The sequence below is a fragment of the Phenylobacterium sp. genome (assembly GCF_036563385.1).
GTDB lineage: Bacteria > Pseudomonadota > Alphaproteobacteria > Caulobacterales > Caulobacteraceae > Phenylobacterium.
On record NZ_DATCML010000014.1, the window covers coordinates 100140 to 118471 of the forward strand.

Sequence of the window (18332 nt, forward strand, 5' to 3'; positions counted from 1 at the left end):
CACGCTTTGGAATCCGGGGTCATTGAAACCGGTGTTCTCTTTGTTATAAGCCCGTCGCGTGTCTCGGTTCTTTAGGGGGGCTTGAGGTTTTCATGAAGGCGGCCGCAGTGCTGGCAGACAAGCCTGAGTATCGTCCTTCCGAGGACGAGGAGTTCATGAACGAGCGTCAGCTTGAGTACTTCAAGCAGAAGCTCCTGAACTGGAAAGAGGATATCCTCAAGGAATCCCGCGAGACGCTCACGCATCTCCAGAGCGAGACTGAAAACCACCCGGACCTCGCCGACCGGGCCTCGTCGGAAACCGACCGGGCTCTTGAGCTCCGCACCCGCGACCGCCAGCGCAAGCTGATCTCCAAGATCGACGAGGCGCTGCGCCGCATCGAGGACGGCTCCTACGGCTACTGCGAGGAGACCGGCGAGCCGATCGGCGTAGCCCGCCTGGAAGCCCGCCCCATCGCCACCCTCAGCCTGGAAGCCCAGGAGCGCCACGAGCGCCGCGAACGGGTCCACCGGGACGATTGAGCGCCAGGCTCTGAGACTGCGGCCCCGGAAGGGGCCGTTTTTGTTGGTGGGGTGAGGTGGCCGCGCGCGGGCGGAAGGTCCGCTCCTGGCTCTGTAGAGACGCGCCACAATCCGCCCTCATGACGTGCAGGATAGGGCGATGTCCTTGACCCTGACCCGTCGGCAGGTGGCGCTGGTGGCTGTAGCTCCCGCTCTGACGCTGCCCACCGCCTGCACCGCCAAGCCGCGTTCGCGATTGGTGGCGGGCGATCTTCCGCCGAACTACAGCTCCACCGACGATACGGTCGTGCGGCGGCGTGTCTTGGCGACCTTCCCGATCGGCGGACCCGAGGCGGGCCTGGAATCCTACCTTGCCCAGGAAGGCTTTGACGTCCGACGCATCACGAACGTCGGCGCCACCGGGGACCAGGTCTACGGTGAAGCGAAACTTTCCTGGGGCGGCGTATTCACCGGGCGTCGTGTGCGGATCATGTGGCGCGCAACGCGTGACGGCATCCTCTTCGAGGTCGGGACGCTTGTGGAGATGACGGGACTCCTGGGAGCTCTCGGCCAACTATGAAGCTGTGGGTCCGGCGCAGGCGATAGCGTCTGGCGACGGCCCGCGTGAGCCATCACCAGGCGCCTGCTAGCTGGGTTCGTGCTAGCCGACCTCATCGTCAAGTTGAGCGGAATATGTCGACTCCCAAACCCAGCTGACAGTCCTCCCGCTGCTCATCACACAGTGTGAGATCGCAACTGAAGCTTGTGTTGAGGGGTTCTCGCTCGCAGCGGCAAAGCTGGCCGTGTCCTCCGGATCCGCCGCAGTCACATGCCGGCGTTCCACCAGTCCATCCAAGCCGGCTGCTGGCTGGAAGGAGGCTCTTTGCGCCCATTTCCTGCAGGTCCAGGGCCCATCAGGTGCGCTGTTGCCATGGCGAGTGTCGTCGCCTGGGGCGCGATGGCTGCCGGCTGTGCGACGGCCTCTCCTCTGAATCCCGCAAGGGTTCATCTCTCGAAGGAAGCTAGGCTCTGCGTCTCGGAGCGCTTCTCCACAACCGGGCCCGTTCACCAGCTCGCCCCAGGCGTGGCCTCGGCCGGCGTGCGCCAGGCTCTCTCCGAGAGTCTGCGGGAGAGGGATGCCGGGGCCGTGCGTCGAGCGGACGGGAGTCCGCTTCGGGTTGCGAAGGCTCCGAGCCCCCTCTGCGACACAGCACGAGGCGACGTGGCTCTGACAGTCGAAGTGACCGTCGATCGTCCCGCCGACGCGTACACCGTCCGGATCCTTTCTGACCCGCGACGCGAACCGATTCTGAAGCGGGTCCGCCGACGCGCCGAGGCGTTCGGTGCCGAGCGCTCCGTCCCGACCGACGCTGTTCCCGCCGATTTCGATCGCTGGGCCCATCACACCTACTACGCGCTGATCCGTGACGGGCTGGAGCTCGGCGAGGCGCTTAGCGAGCAACTTAGCTTCGACGGGAGTGTCCCATGACCGCTTGAAACCTGGATCGCGCACTCACTCTCGCCGCTGACGTCGGCCGGAGCAGGTGAGAGGCGTCACGCTAAGCAGGCTGAATGTTCTGTTTTTGGACGCGGCGCCAATGTCCGCTTCTGGCGCATTGCGCGCGCCCTTCGCGAGCTCTGAGGGGGCCTTCGACGATTCTCGCGGCGGTCCGCAGCGGGGCCGCCGGACTTACCCTGACGTCGCGGGCAGGTCGCCGAGGAAGTCACGCTTGCCCAGGGGCAGCCCACGCGCCCGGAGCAGGTCGTAGGCGGTCACGGCGTGGAAGTAGAAGTTGGGCAGGGCGTAGCCGATGAGGAAGTTCTCGGCGGTGAAGTCGCGCTTCAGGGCCTTGAACTCGAAGCGGACGGGCTTGCCGACGAAGCTGTCGATCTCGGCGGGCTCGAGGGACGCCAGGTCTGTGCGGGCGGCGGCGACCTTGTCGCGAAGCTCGGCGAAGGTCGAAGGCGGCATCGCCAGGCTGGGCGTCGCGAAGCCTTCGCGGACGCTCTGGACCGCGCCGATGGAATGCTCGGCGGTGGATTTCACCTGATAGGTGAAGGGCAGCATGTCGGCGATCAGGCGGGCGTTGATGATCTCTTCGGCCGGCGTGTTGGTCTCGGCGCACCAGGCCTCGGCGCGGTCCACGAGGCGGGCGACCGAGCCGAGGATCTGCAGGTAGGGCGGGATGGTCGCGGCGTGCAGCGAGAAGCTCATCGGGTTTCCTGTTCTCTGGCGGGCACCAAGCCGGAGCGCGCCTGGACGCCGGGGCGACATGGCTGGGACGGCCCGGAGCCCGGAGCCTTAGCAAATGGGTCCGGGTGACGACACCCAGCTCCCGCGGCTGACGGTGGCCTGGCGGGGCGGGCTGGGCTAACTCGTCGGCCATGGCGCGAAAGCAGGCGGATGAGTTTCCGATCGAGGTGGGCGGGGAGCCCTATGTGTGGCGGCTGCAGCGCAGCCCGCGGTGGTCGAGCGATCCGGCCGAGCGGCACGGGATGGCGATCGCCGTGCGCCATGCGGAGGGCCAGCGGGAGGCGGTGCTGGAGTTCCCGGTGGGGACGAGGCCCAGGTTCGGCTCGCCGCAGATGAAGCCCCAGGAGGTGCGGGTGGAGCTGGTGGCGCGCGCCATCGCCTCGGCCGTGGCGGCCGGCTGGGAGCCGCTGTCGCGCGGCAAGCCGGTGATCATCGAGGTGGACGAGCAGGGCGGCTGACGGTTCAGCGCCGACGGTCAGAGCTGACGGCCCGGCGCTGACGGGGCGTCAGGCGCGGCGCGTCCGGCGCTGGCGGGCGGCGCGCGGGGACGCTAGGCAGGGGGCCTGGGCCGGCGGGCGGCCCACGAAGGGGGAGCGGCATGGAGTACGACGAGGTCGTCCTGGGGCGGCGCAGCATCCGCGGCTACAAGCCCGATCCGGTGCCGCGGGCGCTGATCGAGGAGATCCTGGCGCTGGCCATGCGGGCGCCGTCGTCCATGAACTCCCAGCCGTGGAACTTCTATGTGGTGACCGGCGAGCCGCTGGCGCGCATCCGGGCGGGCAACACCGAGCGGATGCTGGCGGGCGTGCCGCAGTCGCGGGAGTTCCGCACGGGGCCGGCCTTCGCGGGCGCGCACCGGGAGCGGCAGGTGGCGGTGGCCAAGCAGCTGTTCGGGGCCATGGGCATCGCCCGCGAGGACGCGGAGCGGCGGCAGGACTGGGTGATGCGCGGCTTTCGCCAGTTCGACGCGCCGGTGTGCGTGATCGTCACCTATGACCGCGCGCTGGACGGCAGCGACGACAGCCCGTTCGACTGCGGGGCGGTGACCAATGCGCTGGTCAACGCGGCCTGGTCGCGGGGCCTGGGCTGCGTGATCAACAGCCAGGGGATCATGCAGTCGCCGGTGGTGCGCGAGCACGCCGGGATCGCGGCGGACCAGGTGATCATGAAAGCCATCGCGCTGGGCTGGCCCGACGAGACCTTCCCGGCCAATGCCGTGGTCTCGGAGCGCAAGCGCGTGGACGAGGCGGCGACCTTCGTCGGCTTCGACGGTTAGGGCCGCGCAGGATATCGTGGGACAATAAAGTAATTGCCGCCGCACAGTAAGCGACTTATCGTCGGACAATAGTTTGTCGGGCGGGAGGCCCTGATGCCGGAAACCCTTCGATCCACCCTCGGGCTGACCCGGGCGCTGCTGCGGCTCTGCCGCGGAGCAAACATCGCCGCCGCCGCGGCCTTTTTCCTGCTGCTGGGGCTGAGCTTCGTACGCGAGGACCTCTTCGTTCAGTACTACCGCACCCACATGCCGGGTGTGGACGTGCAGCGGCTGCTGCCGGCCCTGCGCGCCATGGTGCTGGTCGGGGCGCCGATGTTCGCCCTGGTGCATGCGCTGCTGACCCGGCTGCTGGCGATGGCCGAGACGGTGCGCGACGGCGACCCCTTCGTGCCGGAGAACGCCGAGCGGCTGCGGGCGGTGGCCTGGTGCCTGCTGATGATCCAGCTGCTGCACATGGGGTTCGGGGTGCTGGCGGCGCAGGTCCGGGCCAGCGGAGCGCCCATGGAGTGGGAGTTCCCGCTGGCCGGCTGGCTGGCGGTGCTGCTGACCTTCGTACTCGCCGGGGTGTTCCGCGAGGGGGCGCGTCTGCGGGGCGACCTGCAGGCGATGATCTGATGCCCATCCTGATCAAGCTGGACGACATGCTGCACGCGCGCCGGATGACCCTGACCGAGCTGGCGGCGAAGGTGGGCATCACGCTGGCCAACCTGTCGATCCTGAAGACCGGCAAGGCCAAGGGCGTGCGGTTCGAGACCCTGGAGGCGATCTGCGACGCGCTGGATTGCCAGCCCGGCGACCTGATCGCCTTCGAGCGCCGCGACGGGGGCGGCGCCGAGCGGCTTCCCTGACGGGGCGTCGGCGCGCTAGAGCCCGGGCCATGAGCGCGTCGCACGACCTGACTGAAGAGCTTTTCCCGCTGACCGCCCAAGGCGCAGGCCGCTGGACGACGGTGGCCGGGCCGGAGTGGCGTAACCCGAACGGGCCGCTGTGGGGCGGCTATCCCATCGGCCTGTCGCTGAGCGTGGTGGCGGCCGAGCCGGAGGCCACGGGCGAGCCGCTGTCGGTGACCCTGACCTATGTGGCGGCCCTGACCGCCGGCGAGATCGAGGTGCGCACCCGGCGGCTGCGCCAGGGCGGCTCGGTGGGCGTGTGGGAGGTGGACCTGCGGCCGGCGGGCGCCGAGGGGGTCAGCGTCCAGGCGATCGTGACCATGGCCAGGCGGCCGTCGACGCCAGCCTTCCTGTTCGCCCGTATGCCGCAGGCGCCGGAGCCGGAGAGCCTGCCGGCGCCGATGAGCCCGGGCGGGGCGCGGCACTTCGGGGCGCAGGCGTTCGAGCGGCGGACGGCCGAGAGCTTCCCCATCCAGCCGCAGGCCAGCTCCTATTCCACCGCCTGGGTGCGGCCCAGGCTGGGGCCCTGGGACAAGCCGCTGCTGGGCATGCTGACCGACAACTCGCCGCCACGGGCCTTCTACGCCCTGGGTCACACGGTGATGACCACGACCCTGTCGCTGACCGTCTACCTGCACGCCACCGCCGCCGAGGTGGCGGAGGCCGGCCGTGACTGGCTGCTGGTGGAGTACGAGGGGCGCACGGGCGGCGGCGGAACGTCGGACGAGCGCTCCAGTTACTGGCGGCGCGACGGCAAGCTGCTGGCCACCAGCGAACAGCTGGTCTGGTACCGCGAGGTTCCACGCGGCGCGCCGGAGTAGGGGCGGGCGCGCTTTGCGCCAGCTGCCGGCGAGGCTATATGCTCACAGTGAGCATTTCCCCTTCCGGGGAGCGCCCGCCTCAGGCCTGTGATGGCGCCCGGCGCGGCGGCGTGCGTTAGTCGGGGCGACAGCAGCGGAGCCGCGCGTGACCAAGGCGTTCTACTCGATCCATACCCACGGCTTCGTCCGGGTGGCGGCGTGCACGCCGCGGGTGTCGCCGGGCGACCCCGGCTTCAACGCCGCCGAGACCCTGGCGCTGGCGCGGGAGGGGCACAGCCGCGGCTGCGACCTGATGCTGTTCCCGGAGCTGGGGATCAGCGCCTACGCCATCGACGACCTGCTGCTGCAGGACGCCCTGCTGAAGCGGGTGGACGCCGAACTGGCGGGCCTGGCGGCGGCGAGCCGCGAGCTTGCGCCGGTGCTGCTGGTGGGCGCGCCGGTGGTCCACACCGGCCGGCTCTACAACTGCGCCGTGGTGATCCACCGCGGGCGTGTGCTGGGGGTGGTGCCCAAGAGCTTCCTGCCCAACTACCGCGAGTACTACGAGAAGCGCTGGTTCGCGCCCGGGTTCGGGATCACTGGCCTGACGATCAAGGTGGCCGGCCAGGAGGCCCCGTTCGGCACCGACCTGGTGTTCGAGGCCGAGGACCTGGCCGACTTCGTGTTCGGCGTGGAGATCTGCGAGGACTTCTGGGCGCCCGCGCCGCCGTCCACCCAGGCGGCCATGGCCGGGGCCTTGATCCTCTGCAACCTGTCGGCCTCGAACATCGTGGTCGGCAAGGCCGACGAGCGGGAGATGCTGTGCGCCTCGCAGTCGTCGCGCTGCCAGGCGGCCTACCTCTATTCGGCGGCGGGGCCGGGCGAGAGCACCACGGACCTGGCCTGGGACGGCCAGGCCACGATCCACGAGCTTGGCAAGCGGCTGGCCTGCACCGAGCGCTTCCCGGAGGGGCCGCAGATGGCGGTGGCCGACGTGGACGTGGAGCGCCTGAAGCTGGAGCGGATGCGCTCGCCCACGTTCAACGACAACGCCGTGGCCGCCGGCCATCCCGAGCGCCGTTTCCGGCGGGTTCGGTTCGAACACAAGCCGTCGCTCGAGGACGTGGGCCTGCTGCGCCACATCGACCGGTTCCCCTTCGTGCCCGACGACCCGGAGCGGCTGGACAAGGACTGCTACGAGGCCTTCAACATCCAGGTGCAGGGGCTGGTGAAGCGGCTGCGCGCCACCAAGTCGAAGCACATCACCATCGGCGTCTCGGGCGGGCTGGATTCGACCCACGCCCTGCTGGTGGCCTGCAAGGCCTTCGACCTCCTGGGCAAGCCGCGCTCCGACATCCTGGGCTTCACCATGCCAGGGTTCGCCACCAGCGAAGGCACCAAGTCCAACGCCTGGAAGCTGATGCAGGCCCTGGGCGTCACCGGCGAGGAGATCGACATCAGGCCGGCGGCGATCCAGCTGATGAAGGACATGGGCCACCCGTTCGCGGGGGGCGAGCCGGTCTATGACGTCACGTTCGAGAACGTGCAGGCGGGCCTGCGCACGGACTACCTGTTCCGCCTGGCCAACCAGCGGCAGGGCTTCGTGCTGGGCACCGGCGACCTGTCGGAGCTGGCGCTGGGCTGGTGCACCTACGGCGTCGGCGACCAGATGAGCCACTACAACGTCAACGGCTCGGTGGCGAAGACCTCGATCCAGCACCTGATCCGCTGGGTGGTGAAGACCGGCCAGCTGAACCCCGAGGCGTCGGAGACCCTGCTGTCGATCCTGGGCACCGAGATCTCGCCCGAGCTGGTGCCGGCGGATGCGTCCGGCGCGATGCAGTCGACGCAGGCGAAGATCGGTCCCTACGAGCTGCAGGACTTCAACCTCTACTACATCACCCGTTATGGCCTGCGGCCCTCGAAGGTCGCGTTCCTGTCGTGGCACGCCTGGCGCGACGTGAACGGCGGGCAGTGGCCGCCGAACTTCCCCGAGGAAGCGCGCCACCAGTACGACCTGGCGGCCATCAAGCACTGGTTGGGCCTGTTCCTGTTCCGCTTCTTCGAGATCAGCCAGTTCAAGCGCTCGGCCATGCCGAACGGGCCGAAGGTGATCTCGGGCGGCAACCTCTCGCCGCGCGGGGACTGGCGCGCGCCGTCGGACGGGACGGCGCGCGTCTGGCTCGAGGAGCTGGAGGCGAACGTCCCCTAGAAGCGGTAGCTCGTGGTGATCCTGAAGCTGTGGAACTCGAAGTCGTCTTCCGTGCGCCGCAGGTCGGTTCCCTGGCCGTTCACGATGACGAACGGGTTGGTCGCCGGAACCGGGCCGGCGGCGCGGGCGACGTAGCCTTCGTCGTCGAGCTTCGTATAAAGCCACTCCACGCCCAAGGTGACATCCGGGGTGAGCTTGCGGTCGAAGCCGAGGCCCGCCTGCCAGCCTTCCGGATCGTCGCCGCCGCTGACCGGGAAGGTGTTGGCGGTGTTGGTGGTGTAGAAGCGCCGCTTGAAGTCGCCGCGGGCGTAGCCGCCCGTCGCATAGAGCAGGTTGCCGCCAAAGGCGTAGCCGCCGCGGGCCCGCACCGCGCCCAGCGCGTGAAGTTCACGCGTGAAGGTGTAGGCGGCCGGCGTCGTCGAGAAGGCGGTGACGCTGTCTTCGATCTGGGTGCGGCTCACTTCGGCCAGCGCGCCGACGACGAATGGCCCGACCTGCCAGTCATAGCCAAGCCGGAGCCCGAACTCGCCACCGCTTTCGTCGTCCGCCCGGCAGCCCGCGGCGGCGGCGTTGCCCACAGGAAAGCCGCCGCAGAAGCCTGGGGAGAACGCGTCGGCGCCGGCGGCGGTGCGCACCGTGTCGCCGAAGGTGCCGTCCAGGTTCGTGTCGAAGGTGACGCCTTCGTCGTCCGTGTCGGACCGGTCGATGTAGCCGGCGTGGGCGCCAATCCAGGGGCCGCTCCACTCCTGTGCGCTCGCCGCGCCCGCCAGGGCCAAGGTCGCCAGGGACACGGTGGTCCAGAGAATCGTCTTCATCATGCCCGTCCTGTTCGGTCGTCGCTCACGTCGACGTCGTGCAAGTACGGGCGGGGGGTGGTCCGGGTTGCTTATTGCTGCCGATATATAGAACCCTGTGGCACGAATGTCGCTGCGGGCCGGGGGCGGCCTGCGCCGGCCGCGGCATGCCTGCTGCGCAAGGCCCGGAAAATGTCCCCCACGGCCAGGATCCAGCCATAAGGCACGTCGCGGTGGGTCTTGAACTGAAGGTCCATGGTGTGTCTCCCGTCTGGAGCTGAACGTGACGGGAAGGTGCGCCGCAGCCGGCCTGTGGACAAACGTGTTCTCCTGCTGCATCCATAAGTCAGCCTTATGTCTGACCCGCTCGCCTCCATCCCGCTCAGCGCCGTCCGCGTCTTCGAGGCGGCCGCACGCCTGGGCAGCTTCACGCGGGCCGCGGAGGAGCTGGGCATGACCCAGGCGGCGGTGAGCTGGCAGGTGAAGGCGCTGGAGCAGCGGCTGGACCAGGCGCTGTTCCGTCGCCTGCCGCGGGAGGTCGCCTTGACCGCGGCCGGGGAGCGGCTCGCCCGGGCCGCGACGGAGGCCATGGGCAGCCTGCGGAGCGCGCTCTCGGACATCACCGGCAAGGGGGAAGGGGTGCTGGCGATCTCCACCCTCCAGACCGTCGCCATGCAGTGGCTGGCGCCCCGGCTCGGCGCCTTCCAGGTGGCGCATCCGCAGATCGCCGTGCGGGTGGAGACCGACAACCGCATCGTCGACCTGCTGCGGGAGGAGGTCGACGTGGCGATCCGCGGCGGGCAGGGCGAGTGGCCCGGCCTCGAGGCCCTGCCGCTGTTCCCCGCCGTGCAGACGGTGCTGGCCGCCCCCGAGCTGGTGGCGCGCCTAGGCGGTCTCGCATCACCCGGCGACGTTCGGGACGTGCCGCGGATCGGTGCGGCCTGGGAGTGGGCGCTCTGGTTCCAGGCGGCGGGGGTGGAGCCGCCGCAGGACGCCGCGGGCGCCGCGCCGCGGCTGGCCGGGGACACCCAGACGCTGGAGGTGGCCGCGGCCCTGGCCGGCCATGGCGTCGCCCTGGCGTCTCCGATCCTCTTCGCGGGCGAGATCGCCAGCGGCCGCCTGGTGCAGCCGTTCGACGTCACCGTGCAGATGGGCTCGACCTACTGGCTGGTCTATCCGAAGGACCGTCGGAAGACCCGCAAGATCGCGGCGTTCCGCGAGTGGCTGCTGGCCGCGGTGGCGGCCGATCCGGCGGTCCAGCGCTACGCGGGCCTCAGCTGAGGCCCGCCACCCGGCGCTCGTCCTGCGCGTCCGCGGAAGCCCCTTCGCGCATCAGGGCGGGGATGATCTCCTCCACGTGCTCGACAGCGATCCACGAGCCCATGAATTCGGGCGGGGTGAGCTTCTCGTCCACGGTGTGCTGGAAGAGCCTGAACAGCGGCTCCCAGAAGCCGCGCGGGTTGTAGAACACCACGGGCTTGGCGTGCAGGTCGAGGCGGCGCCACGACAGCAGCTCGACAATTTCCTCCAGGGTCCCGATGCCGCCTGGGAGGACCACGAAGGCGTCGGAGCGCTCGAACATCATGATCTTGCGCTCGTGCATGGACGCCACGACCACGTGCTCGACGCTCTCGTAGGCGCGCTCCTTGCCCTGCAGGAAGTCGGGGATGATGCCGAGGACGCGGCCGCCGCCCTCGTGTGCGGCCCGCGCGGTGGCGCCCATCAGCCCCACGCCGCCGCCGCCGTACACCAGCTTCAGGTCCGCCTGGGCGAGGGCGCGGCCGAGCGCCGCCGCCGCGGCCAGGAACTGCGGATCGGCGGCGTCGGACGAGCCGCAGAAGACGCAGACGGAATCCAGGCGGTCACGCGCCATGCGAGGGTACTCCAGAGAAGAGGTCGCCAGGACGCTTCAGCGCGGGCGCAAACCCGATTAGCTATGGCCACGCCCAAGGAGTTGCAAGCCGACCGTGAGCCCGACCTTCCGACGTATCGCCGCAGCGCTGGGGCTGTTGCTCGTGGCTGGCTGCGGCCGGGACGGCGGACGCGCCGGCCAGGCCGCGCAGGAGAAGTCCGAGGCCGCCAGCTATCTCGCGCCGCCTGCCGCGGCCGCCTATGCCAACGGCGTGCTTTCGGGCACGGCTGCGCCCGGCGCGCAGGTCCGGCTGGCCACCCCCTCCGGCGAGGCGACGATCACCGAAGCCGGTCGCGATGGCCGGTGGCAGGTGCGCCTGCCACCGGCCGCCGCGGCGCGGATCTTCGGCCTGTCGATGACCGCCGGCGGCAGGCAGGTGCAGGCGCAGGGTTATGTGCTGGTTGCGCCCGGCGGCCAGGCGGCGGCCTTGCGCTCGGGCGGGGGCTCGATCCGCCTGGACCGGCAGAGGCCGGGGATGGGGACGCTCGACTTCGACCGCGGCGGCGGGGCGGTGCTGTCGGGGCCTGCGCCCCCAGGCGCGGTGGTGCTGGTGCGCCAGGACGGCCGCCAGGTGGCCGAAGGGCGGGCGGACGCGGCGGGACGCTTCAGCATCGCCCTGCCGCCGGCCGACTCGGGCCGGCACCGCCTGGAGGTGTTCGGCGATGGCTTCCAGGATGCGGCGGTCGTCGAGACCCAGCCGGCGCCGCCCCTTGCCGGCGGACCGCTGCGTAGCCAGTTGTCAGGCGCGGGGCTGCGCGCCGACTGGCTGACGCCGGGCGGCGGGGTGCAGTCGACCGTGCTGATCGACTGAAGGGCGAAGGATTGGCCTATATCCGCGCGCATGCCGCCCGGGGACGCGTCTCCGGGCCCGGAGCGGTGGCGCCGGCGCGCGCGAGGTTCGACTTCTGGGCCTCGATGGGCGACCTGGTCAGCCTGGTTCTCCGCTCAGGCGCGCCGCAGCTTCGCCTCAGGATCGCCGCCGCCCTGGCGCTCGTCCTCCTGGGCAAGGTGGCGGCGGTCCTGGCGCCGGTCCTGCTGGGCGATGGGATCAACACCCTGACGCCTGCGGCCGGCGGTGCGGCGGTGGTCGTCGGCTGGACGTTCGTGAGCCTGGCGATCGGCTTTGCGGCCCTGCGGCTCCTGGCGGCCTGCGCCCCGTTCGCCCGGGACGCCATCTTCACGCGGGTCTCGCAATCGACCATGGCGCGGGCGGCGGTGGAGACGTTCGGCCACGCTCTGGCGCTGTCGCTCGATTTCCACCAGAGCAAGCAGACCGGCACGCTGTCGCGGATCATCGACCGCGGCGCGCGGGCGACCGACTTCCTGATCCGCAGCGTCATCTTCAGCCTGGGGCCGACCCTGGTGGAGCTGGTGCTCGCCATGGCGGTGATGACGCTCCGGCTGGACTGGCGCTTCGCGCTGACCGCCTTCGCGACCCTGATGATCTATGCGGTCGTCACCTTCCGGATCACCGACTGGCGGCTGTCGCACAGGCGCGAGCTGAACGAGGCCGAGAACCGGGTGGCGGGGCTCTCGGCCGACGCCCTGATCAACTACGAGACGGTGAAGACCTTCGGCGCCGAGGCGCGCGTGGTGGGCGGCTACGAGGCCGCCATGGGCGCCTATGTGGACGCGAGCTCACGGGCCAACGGCTCGCTGAACCTGCTGAACGCCGCCCAGTCGCTGGTCCTGAACCTGGGCCTGGCGGCGCTGACGGTGATGGCGGGCTACGAGGTGGCCGGCGGGCGGCTGCAGATCGGCGACATCACCATGGCCATCCTGCTGCTCTCGAACCTCTACGCCCCGCTGGGGATGCTGGGCTTCCAGTACCGAGAGATCCGCCAGGGGCTGATCGACATGGAACAGATGGTGGCGCTGAAGCAGCGCGCGCCGGACATCGTCGACGCGCCGGCTGCGAGCGACCTGCCGCCGGCCAGCGGGCAGGGGGCCCGGCTGGCCTTCGAGGGGGTGGGCTTCCGGCATGACGCGCGCTCGCAAGGGCTGACGGACGTCAGCTTCGCCGCCGAGCCCGGCCAGACGGTGGCGCTCGTGGGGCCGTCGGGCGCGGGCAAGACCACCGCCGTACGGCTCGCCATGCGGCTGCTGGATCCGCAGGAAGGCCGGGTGACGCTCGACGGGGTGGACATGCGCGAGGCGCGGCAGACGCAGCTGCGGCGGGCGATCGCTCTGGTGCCCCAGGACGTCGCCCTGTTCAACGACACCCTCTTCGCCAATATCGCCTTCGCACGGCCGGACGCCACGCCCGAGGCGGTCCGCGCAGCGGCCGAGGCCGCCGAGCTCGGCGCGTTTATCGACGGCCTGCCCGAGGGCATGTCCACCCTGGTGGGGGAGCGGGGGCTGAAGCTGTCCGGCGGCGAGCGCCAGCGGGTAGGCATCGCACGCGCCCTCCTGGCGGACCCGCGCCTGCTGATCCTCGACGAGGCCACCAGCGCCCTGGACGGTCCCACCGAGGCGGCCATTCAGGAGACCCTGCGCAAGGCGCGCGCGGGGCGCACCACCCTGGTGATCGCCCACCGGCTGTCCACTGTCGCCGACGCCGACCAGATCCTGGTGCTGCGCCGTGGCCGGATCGTCGAGCGGGGAACCCACGCCGAGCTTCTGGCCCGACAAGGCGAGTACGCCGCCCTGTGGCGGCGCCAGACCCGCGAGCGCTGAGCCCTATTCGGCGGCTCGGGGCAGGTCGCCGCCGAGCACGGCCGCCGGCGGCCGGCGCGGCGGACGGCCACGCTTGTGGTCGATCCAGCCGCGCAGGCGCTGGAGGCGTCCCGCGTAGACTGACGGGGCGGCCAGCATCACCGGCGTCAGCGCCAGCGTCAGGACGGTGGCGAAGGACAGGCCCCAGACCACCGCGGCGGAGAGCTGCACCCACCACTCGGAGCCGGGCGCCTTGTATTCGATGTGCCCCGTGTGGAAGTTGGGGTGCACCTGGAACATCAGCGGCAGCAGGCCCACGACGGTCACCACGGTGGTCAGCATGACGGGCCGGAACCGCTGGGCCGCGGCGCGGATGGCCGCCTCGTCGCGCGGGAAGCCCGCCCGGATGAGCTGATAGAAGGTGTCCACCAGCACGATGTTGTGGCCGACCACGACGCCGAACAGGGCCACCACGCCGGTGCCCATGAAGATGACCGAGATGTAGGGGAAGGTGTTGGCGAAGTTCACCAGCACGCCCAGCAGCACGCCGACCGTGGAGAGCACCACGGCCGACAGGGTGACCAGCACGCCGTAGAAGCTGTTGAACTGCCACAGCAGGATCACGAACATCATGAAGAGGGTCGCCGCCATGGCGGTGGCGAAGAACTTCTGCGCCTCCTGGCCTTCCTCGTCAGCGCCGGTGAACTTCCACTGCACGGACGGGTCCAGCGGCGCCTTCTCCAGCCAGGGCCGAAGCTCGGCGATCTTCTGGTTGGCCGCCACGCCCTCGACCGCATTGGCCTGCACGACCACCAGTCGCTGGCCGTCCCGCCGCAGGATGGTGGTCACCTGCTGGGCCGGCACCCGCTTGACGAAGTAGCTGGCCGGCACCGGGCCCTGGGCGGTGGGGATCTTAAGCCGCTGCAGGCCTTCCGTGGTGCGGTTCTCGGGCGTGAAGCGGACCCGGATGTCGAGCTCGTCGTCGGCGTCGTCGGGACGGAAGCGGCCCATCAGCACGCCGCCGGTGACGAACTGGATCGCCTGGCCGACGGTGAGGACGTCCACGCCGTAGCGGCCCGCCGCCTCGCGGTCGACCACCAGGTTCCATTCGATGCCGGGCGAGGTGCGGTTGTCCTCAAGTTCGTAGAGCTGCGGGTCCTGGGCCAGCTTGGCCTTCACCAGGTCCGCGGCCGCGCTGAGCGCGACGGGGTCGTGGCCGCGCAGCTCGACCTGCACGTCCTTGCCGACCGGCGGTCCGGACTGCGGCGGGCGGACCTCCACCTGCATGCCGGGCACATCGGCCACGCGCTTGCGGATCTCGGCCTCGATGTCGCGGCCGCGCAGGCCCAGCTCGCTGCGTTCCTCGAACGGCACGAAGTCGATGAACAGGCGGCCGATGGTGTCGTTCGGCGCCGCGCTTGGCCCGCCGCCGGGACTAAAGGTGCCGGCGCGGACGAACAGGGACTGCACGCCCTTGATGCCCTGCAGCCGCTGCTCCACCTGGCTCACCAGCTGGTACTGCGCCTCGGGCGAGAGGTTGCCGCGCGCCTTGACGAAGACCTGCACGAACTCCGGATCCTCCTCCAGGAAGAACTCGGTGCGGTGCTTGGTGCTGGCGAAGGCGAAGATGATCGCCGCGACAATCAGGACGCCGGCTCCCATGGTGCGGGTCGGGTGGCGGCCCATCGCAGCGACGGTGCGTGCGTACCAGCCCATGAACCCACGCATCTCGCGCGGGTCGCCGTGCTCGGACTTGTGAATCTCCGCCAGCTGCTCGGCGTCGATGGCGGCCTTGCGGCCGAAGATCGAGCCCACCGCGGGCGTGAACAGCAGGGCCACGAACAGCGAGGCCCCCAGCACGAAGAAGAGGGTGATCGGCAGGAAGCTCATGAACTTGCCGGCGATCGAGTTCCAGAACAGGAAAGGCAGGAAGGCGCAAAGCGTCGTCAGCGTGCCGTTGACCACCGGCCAGAACATCCGCTTGCCGGCGGCGGCAAAGGCCTCCTCCTTGGGCATGCCCTCGGCGAGCTTTCGGTCCGCGTACTCGACCACCACGATGCCGCCGTCCACCAAGATGCCGACGGCCAAGACGAGGCCGAACATGACCATCATGTTGAGGGTGACGCCGGTGGCCTGCAGGAAGAGGAAGGTCAGCAGGAAGCAGATCGGAATGGCCAGGCCGACCATCAGGCCCTGGCGGACGCCGAGGCTCAGCACGATGATCGCCATGACCAGCAAGCTGGCCATGATCAGGCCGCTCTCGAGGACCACGAGCGTGCGGCCGATGAACTCGCTCTCGTCGAAGGTGTAGTCGACCTTCACGTTGGCCGGCCAGCGGACCTTCTCTTCCTCGACGATCTTGCGGACCTGGGCGACCGTATCGAGCAGGTTCGCGCCGCTACGCTTGGAGACCTCCAGCGAATAGACCGGCTCGCCATTGAAGCGGGCGATGTAGCTCGGCTCCTTGAAGGTCCGGCGCACGTCGCCGATGTCGCCGATGGTGATCAGGCGGTCGCCGTTCTTCTTGATCGGCAGGGCCAGGATGTCCGCCGGCTCCTCGACCACGCCTGGGACCTTGACCGCGAACTGGCCCTCGCCCGAGCGCAGGTTGCCGGCGGGGACGAGCTGGTTGTTGCGGCCGATCACCTGTGCGAGTTCGCCCGTGGTGACGTTGTAGGCCTCCATCCGCAGCGGATCGATGGTGACCTCGAGAACCTCCTCGCGGCCGCCGCTCATGTTGACTTCCAGGACGCCGGGCGTGCCTTCCAGGCGCTCCTTCAAGGCGCGGCCGACGCGGTGCAGCTCGCGTTCCGGAACCTGGCCGGAGATTTCGATGCCGATCACCGGCTCGTCGGCGAAACTCGCCTCCTGGATGATCGGCTCCTCGGCGTCCGGCGGGAAGCGACCTCGGGCCAGGTCGACCTTGGCGCGCACGTCGGCCAGCGCTTTGTCCTTGTCGAAGTCGGCTTCGAACTCGAGGTTCACCGCGCCCATGTTCTGGCGGGCCACCGAGTTCATCCGCTTGATGCCCTCGATGGTCTGCAGCTCCACCTCCAGGGGGCGGACAAGCAGGCGCTCGGAGTCCTCCGGCGAAACGCCGGGGTAGGGGACGACCACCGAGATGAACGGGAAGTCGATGTTCGGCTCGGACTCCCGCGGGACCGAGAAGTAGGCGAACAGGCCAAACAGGCTGGCGATCAGGGTGATGCCGAGCACCACCTTCCGCCGCTTGATGGCCCCGTCGATGAGGGCTGCGATCATCGTCCCGTCTCCCGGCGGCGGCCGCGCTTAGCGCGCGACGGCCACGCGAACCTTCTGACCCTCGGCCACCGAAGACTGGCCGACGGTGATCACTCGGGTGACGCCCGGAAGGCCGGTCACCCAGACGCCCTGCGGCGTCTCCTCCTGCACGTTCACCGCGGTGAAGGCGACACGGCCATCCGGCAGGACGTGGCGCACGCCCTGCCGGCCAGCGGCGTCCAGCACCAGGGCGGTGATCGGCACCAGGTGGGCCGGACCCTGGCCGACGTTCACCCGCACCTCGGCCGAAAGGCCGGAGCGGACGTCCATCCGCGGATTGTCGACGGCGACTTCCACCCGGTAGGTGCGGGTCTGCGGGTCGGCGTCATGAGCCACGTACCGGACGCGGCCGTTCAGCAGCTGGCCGGACAGCAGCTTGGCGCTGGCCGGCGCGCCCACGCGCAGGCGGGCGGCCTCCGTCTCGGGCACGTCGCCATAGACCACCAGCGGGTTCAGTTCGATCATGGTCCCGCAGGCTTGGCCTGGCCCCAGGTAGGTCCCGACCTCGGCCTCTCGGCGGTCGAAGACGCCGTTGAAGGGCGCGGTGATGTTCACCTGGTTCAGCGCGATTTCCGCCGCGCGCACCTGCGCCTGGGCCGAGTCGAGCGCAGCCTGGCTCTCTAGGACCTGGGTCTGCGAGCGGTAGCCCTTCTCGGCCAGTTGGGCGGCGGCCTGCCGCTGGAGCTGGCGCGAACGGTAGTTTGCGCGCGCCTGGTCCAACGCCGCTTGGCGGGCGTCCACAGCCAGCCGGCAGAGCACCTGGCCGCGGCGCACATAGGCCCCCTCGGCCGCTGGTGTGGCGGCGACAACGCCCGCGGTCTCGGAACGCACCACCACGGTTCGGGCCGATTCGGTGCGCCCGCGCATCACGATCTCGATCGGGCGAATCGTTTCGGCGGTCTGCCGCACCTGCACGCTGGGCGGCCCGACAGGCGTGGTCTTCGCCTCCGCCTTGCTTGGCTCGCCGCCGAAAATGGCGCGGATGACGAAAATGAGCCCCACCACCGCGACCATGGCGATGACGAAGACGTACTGCGATTTCATTCGCATAACTGTTTCCCCGAGCCTTCAGCTCGCGCGTCCGCTCCCCCTGTCGTCCGCGCGCGGCTCACACACTCATTAGTGTCCGGCGCTTTTGATGCCACTGTTACGCGAGCGCAAATGAAATCGCGGACAGGTGGCGGGAGAGGCGATAGATCCTGGTGACGACATCAGTGCAGCACGCCGCCACGAGCTCGGCCGCGTGACCCTATGTCGCACGATTTACAGAGTAAGGGAAAGGGCTTCCGGTGAGATACCTGCACACCATGGTCCGCGTCACGGACCTCGACGCATCGATCGCCTTCTACTGCGACAAGCTCGGTCTGAAGCAGGTCTCGCGTCGCGATTACGAGGCGGGCCGCTACACGCTGGTGTTCCTGTGCGCGCCGGGCGACGAAGAGCTGGCGGCGGCCAACAAGGCGCCGATGGTGGAGCTGACCTGGAACTGGGATCCCGAGGTCTATGAGGGCGGCCGCAACTTCGGGCACCTGGCCTACGAGGTGGACGACATATATGCGGCCTGCCAGCGCCTGAAGGACGGCGGCGTGGTCATCAACCGCCCGCCCCGGGACGGCCGCATGGCCTTCGTCCGCTCGCCCGACAACATCTCCATCGAGCTGCTGCAGAAGGGGGGCGCGCAGCCTCCCGCGGAGCCCTGGGCGTCCATGCCCAACGTGGGGGTCTGGTAGGGCTTGAAA

18 protein-coding genes are annotated in these 18332 nt (G+C 69.9%); 13 read left to right on the forward strand and 5 right to left on the reverse strand.

Annotated features, from left to right (window positions below; translation table 11 throughout):
* The first annotated feature begins 92 nt into the window (after positions 1-92).
* The 3 genes from dksA (at position 93) to VIL67_RS14330 (ending at position 1989) form a co-directional block, all read left to right on the forward strand.
* A complete protein-coding gene (gene dksA, locus VIL67_RS14320) occupies positions 93-521 on the forward strand; it encodes an RNA polymerase-binding protein DksA (RefSeq protein WP_332049586.1) in 429 nt (142 codons plus the stop codon).
* A 139-nt stretch (positions 522-660) separates the two neighbouring features.
* Entirely contained in the window at positions 661-1080 is a 420-nt protein-coding gene (locus VIL67_RS14325) for a hypothetical protein (protein WP_332049587.1), read from the forward strand.
* Positions 1081-1722: 642 nt separating this feature from the next.
* On the forward strand, positions 1723-1989 hold the full coding sequence (locus tag VIL67_RS14330; RefSeq protein WP_332049588.1) for a hypothetical protein: 267 nt from the start codon (positions 1723-1725) through the stop codon (positions 1987-1989).
* Between the two features lie 201 nt (positions 1990-2190).
* Here VIL67_RS14330 and VIL67_RS14335 read toward each other — a convergent pair whose 3' ends face one another.
* Positions 2191-2715 (reverse strand): DUF1993 domain-containing protein, encoded by a 525-nt coding sequence (locus VIL67_RS14335; RefSeq protein WP_332049589.1) that lies wholly within the window; start codon positions 2713-2715, stop codon positions 2191-2193.
* Positions 2716-2885: 170 nt separating this feature from the next.
* Here VIL67_RS14335 and VIL67_RS14340 point away from each other — a divergent pair, with 170 nt between their 5' ends.
* The 6 genes from VIL67_RS14340 to VIL67_RS14365 all read left to right on the forward strand — a co-directional run bounded on the left by VIL67_RS14340 (position 2886) and on the right by VIL67_RS14365 (position 7932).
* Entirely contained in the window at positions 2886-3212 is a 327-nt protein-coding gene (locus tag VIL67_RS14340; RefSeq protein ID WP_332049590.1) for a hypothetical protein, read from the forward strand.
* Between the two features lie 140 nt (positions 3213-3352).
* On the forward strand, positions 3353-4030 hold the full coding sequence (locus VIL67_RS14345; protein WP_332049591.1) for a nitroreductase: 678 nt from the start codon (positions 3353-3355) through the stop codon (positions 4028-4030).
* Positions 4031-4123: 93 nt separating this feature from the next.
* On the forward strand, positions 4124-4645 hold the full coding sequence (locus VIL67_RS14350) for a DUF2975 domain-containing protein (RefSeq protein WP_332049592.1): 522 nt from the start codon (positions 4124-4126) through the stop codon (positions 4643-4645).
* Positions 4645-4878 carry a helix-turn-helix domain-containing protein gene (locus tag VIL67_RS14355; RefSeq protein WP_332049593.1) on the forward strand — a complete coding sequence of 78 codons (234 nt, stop codon included), beginning with the start codon at positions 4645-4647 and terminating at the stop codon, positions 4876-4878. Before VIL67_RS14350 ends, VIL67_RS14355 begins: the two co-directional genes overlap by 1 nt.
* A 29-nt stretch (positions 4879-4907) precedes the next feature.
* Positions 4908-5741 (forward strand): thioesterase family protein, encoded by an 834-nt coding sequence (locus tag VIL67_RS14360; RefSeq protein WP_332049594.1) that lies wholly within the window; start codon positions 4908-4910, stop codon positions 5739-5741.
* 145 nt (positions 5742-5886) lie between these two features.
* Positions 5887-7932, forward strand: a complete 2046-nt coding sequence (locus tag VIL67_RS14365) for an NAD(+) synthase (RefSeq protein WP_332049595.1) — start codon at positions 5887-5889, stop codon at positions 7930-7932.
* On the opposite strand, the gene VIL67_RS14370 is transcribed toward VIL67_RS14365, so the two are convergent.
* Positions 7929-8747 (reverse strand): outer membrane protein, encoded by an 819-nt coding sequence (locus VIL67_RS14370; protein WP_332049596.1) that lies wholly within the window; start codon positions 8745-8747, stop codon positions 7929-7931. The two genes, VIL67_RS14365 and VIL67_RS14370, sit on opposite strands and share 4 nt — an antisense overlap.
* A 333-nt stretch (positions 8748-9080) precedes the next feature.
* Here VIL67_RS14370 and VIL67_RS14375 point away from each other — a divergent pair, with 333 nt between their 5' ends.
* Positions 9081-10007: a LysR substrate-binding domain-containing protein gene (locus VIL67_RS14375; RefSeq protein WP_332049597.1), complete on the forward strand. Its 927-nt coding sequence runs from the start codon at positions 9081-9083 to the stop codon at positions 10005-10007.
* Here the strand turns inward: VIL67_RS14375 and VIL67_RS14380 are convergent.
* Positions 10000-10599 (reverse strand): LOG family protein, encoded by a 600-nt coding sequence (locus tag VIL67_RS14380; protein ID WP_332049598.1) that lies wholly within the window; start codon positions 10597-10599, stop codon positions 10000-10002. The genes VIL67_RS14375 and VIL67_RS14380 overlap by 8 nt on opposite strands.
* Before the next feature lie 94 nt (positions 10600-10693).
* Between VIL67_RS14380 and VIL67_RS14385 the strand changes: the two genes are divergently transcribed.
* Positions 10694-11449, forward strand: a complete 756-nt coding sequence (locus VIL67_RS14385; RefSeq protein ID WP_332049599.1) for an Ig-like domain-containing protein — start codon at positions 10694-10696, stop codon at positions 11447-11449.
* Between the two features lie 104 nt (positions 11450-11553).
* Positions 11554-13314, forward strand: a complete 1761-nt coding sequence (locus tag VIL67_RS14390) for an ABCB family ABC transporter ATP-binding protein/permease (protein ID WP_332049703.1) — start codon at positions 11554-11556, stop codon at positions 13312-13314.
* Positions 13315-13317: 3 nt separating this feature from the next.
* On the opposite strand, the gene VIL67_RS14395 is transcribed toward VIL67_RS14390, so the two are convergent.
* Both VIL67_RS14395 and VIL67_RS14400 read right to left on the reverse strand, forming a co-directional pair.
* Positions 13318-16554, reverse strand: coding sequence for an efflux RND transporter permease subunit (locus tag VIL67_RS14395; protein WP_332049600.1), 3237 nt, complete (start codon positions 16552-16554; stop codon positions 13318-13320).
* Positions 16555-16581: 27 nt separating this feature from the next.
* Entirely contained in the window at positions 16582-17643 is a 1062-nt protein-coding gene (locus VIL67_RS14400; RefSeq protein WP_332049601.1) for an efflux RND transporter periplasmic adaptor subunit, read from the reverse strand.
* A gap of 239 nt (positions 17644-17882) precedes the next feature.
* On the opposite strand from VIL67_RS14400, the gene VIL67_RS14405 reads away from it, so the two are divergent.
* Positions 17883-18323, forward strand: coding sequence for a VOC family protein (locus VIL67_RS14405; protein ID WP_332049602.1), 441 nt, complete (start codon positions 17883-17885; stop codon positions 18321-18323).
* The last annotated feature ends 9 nt before the right edge of the window (positions 18324-18332 follow it).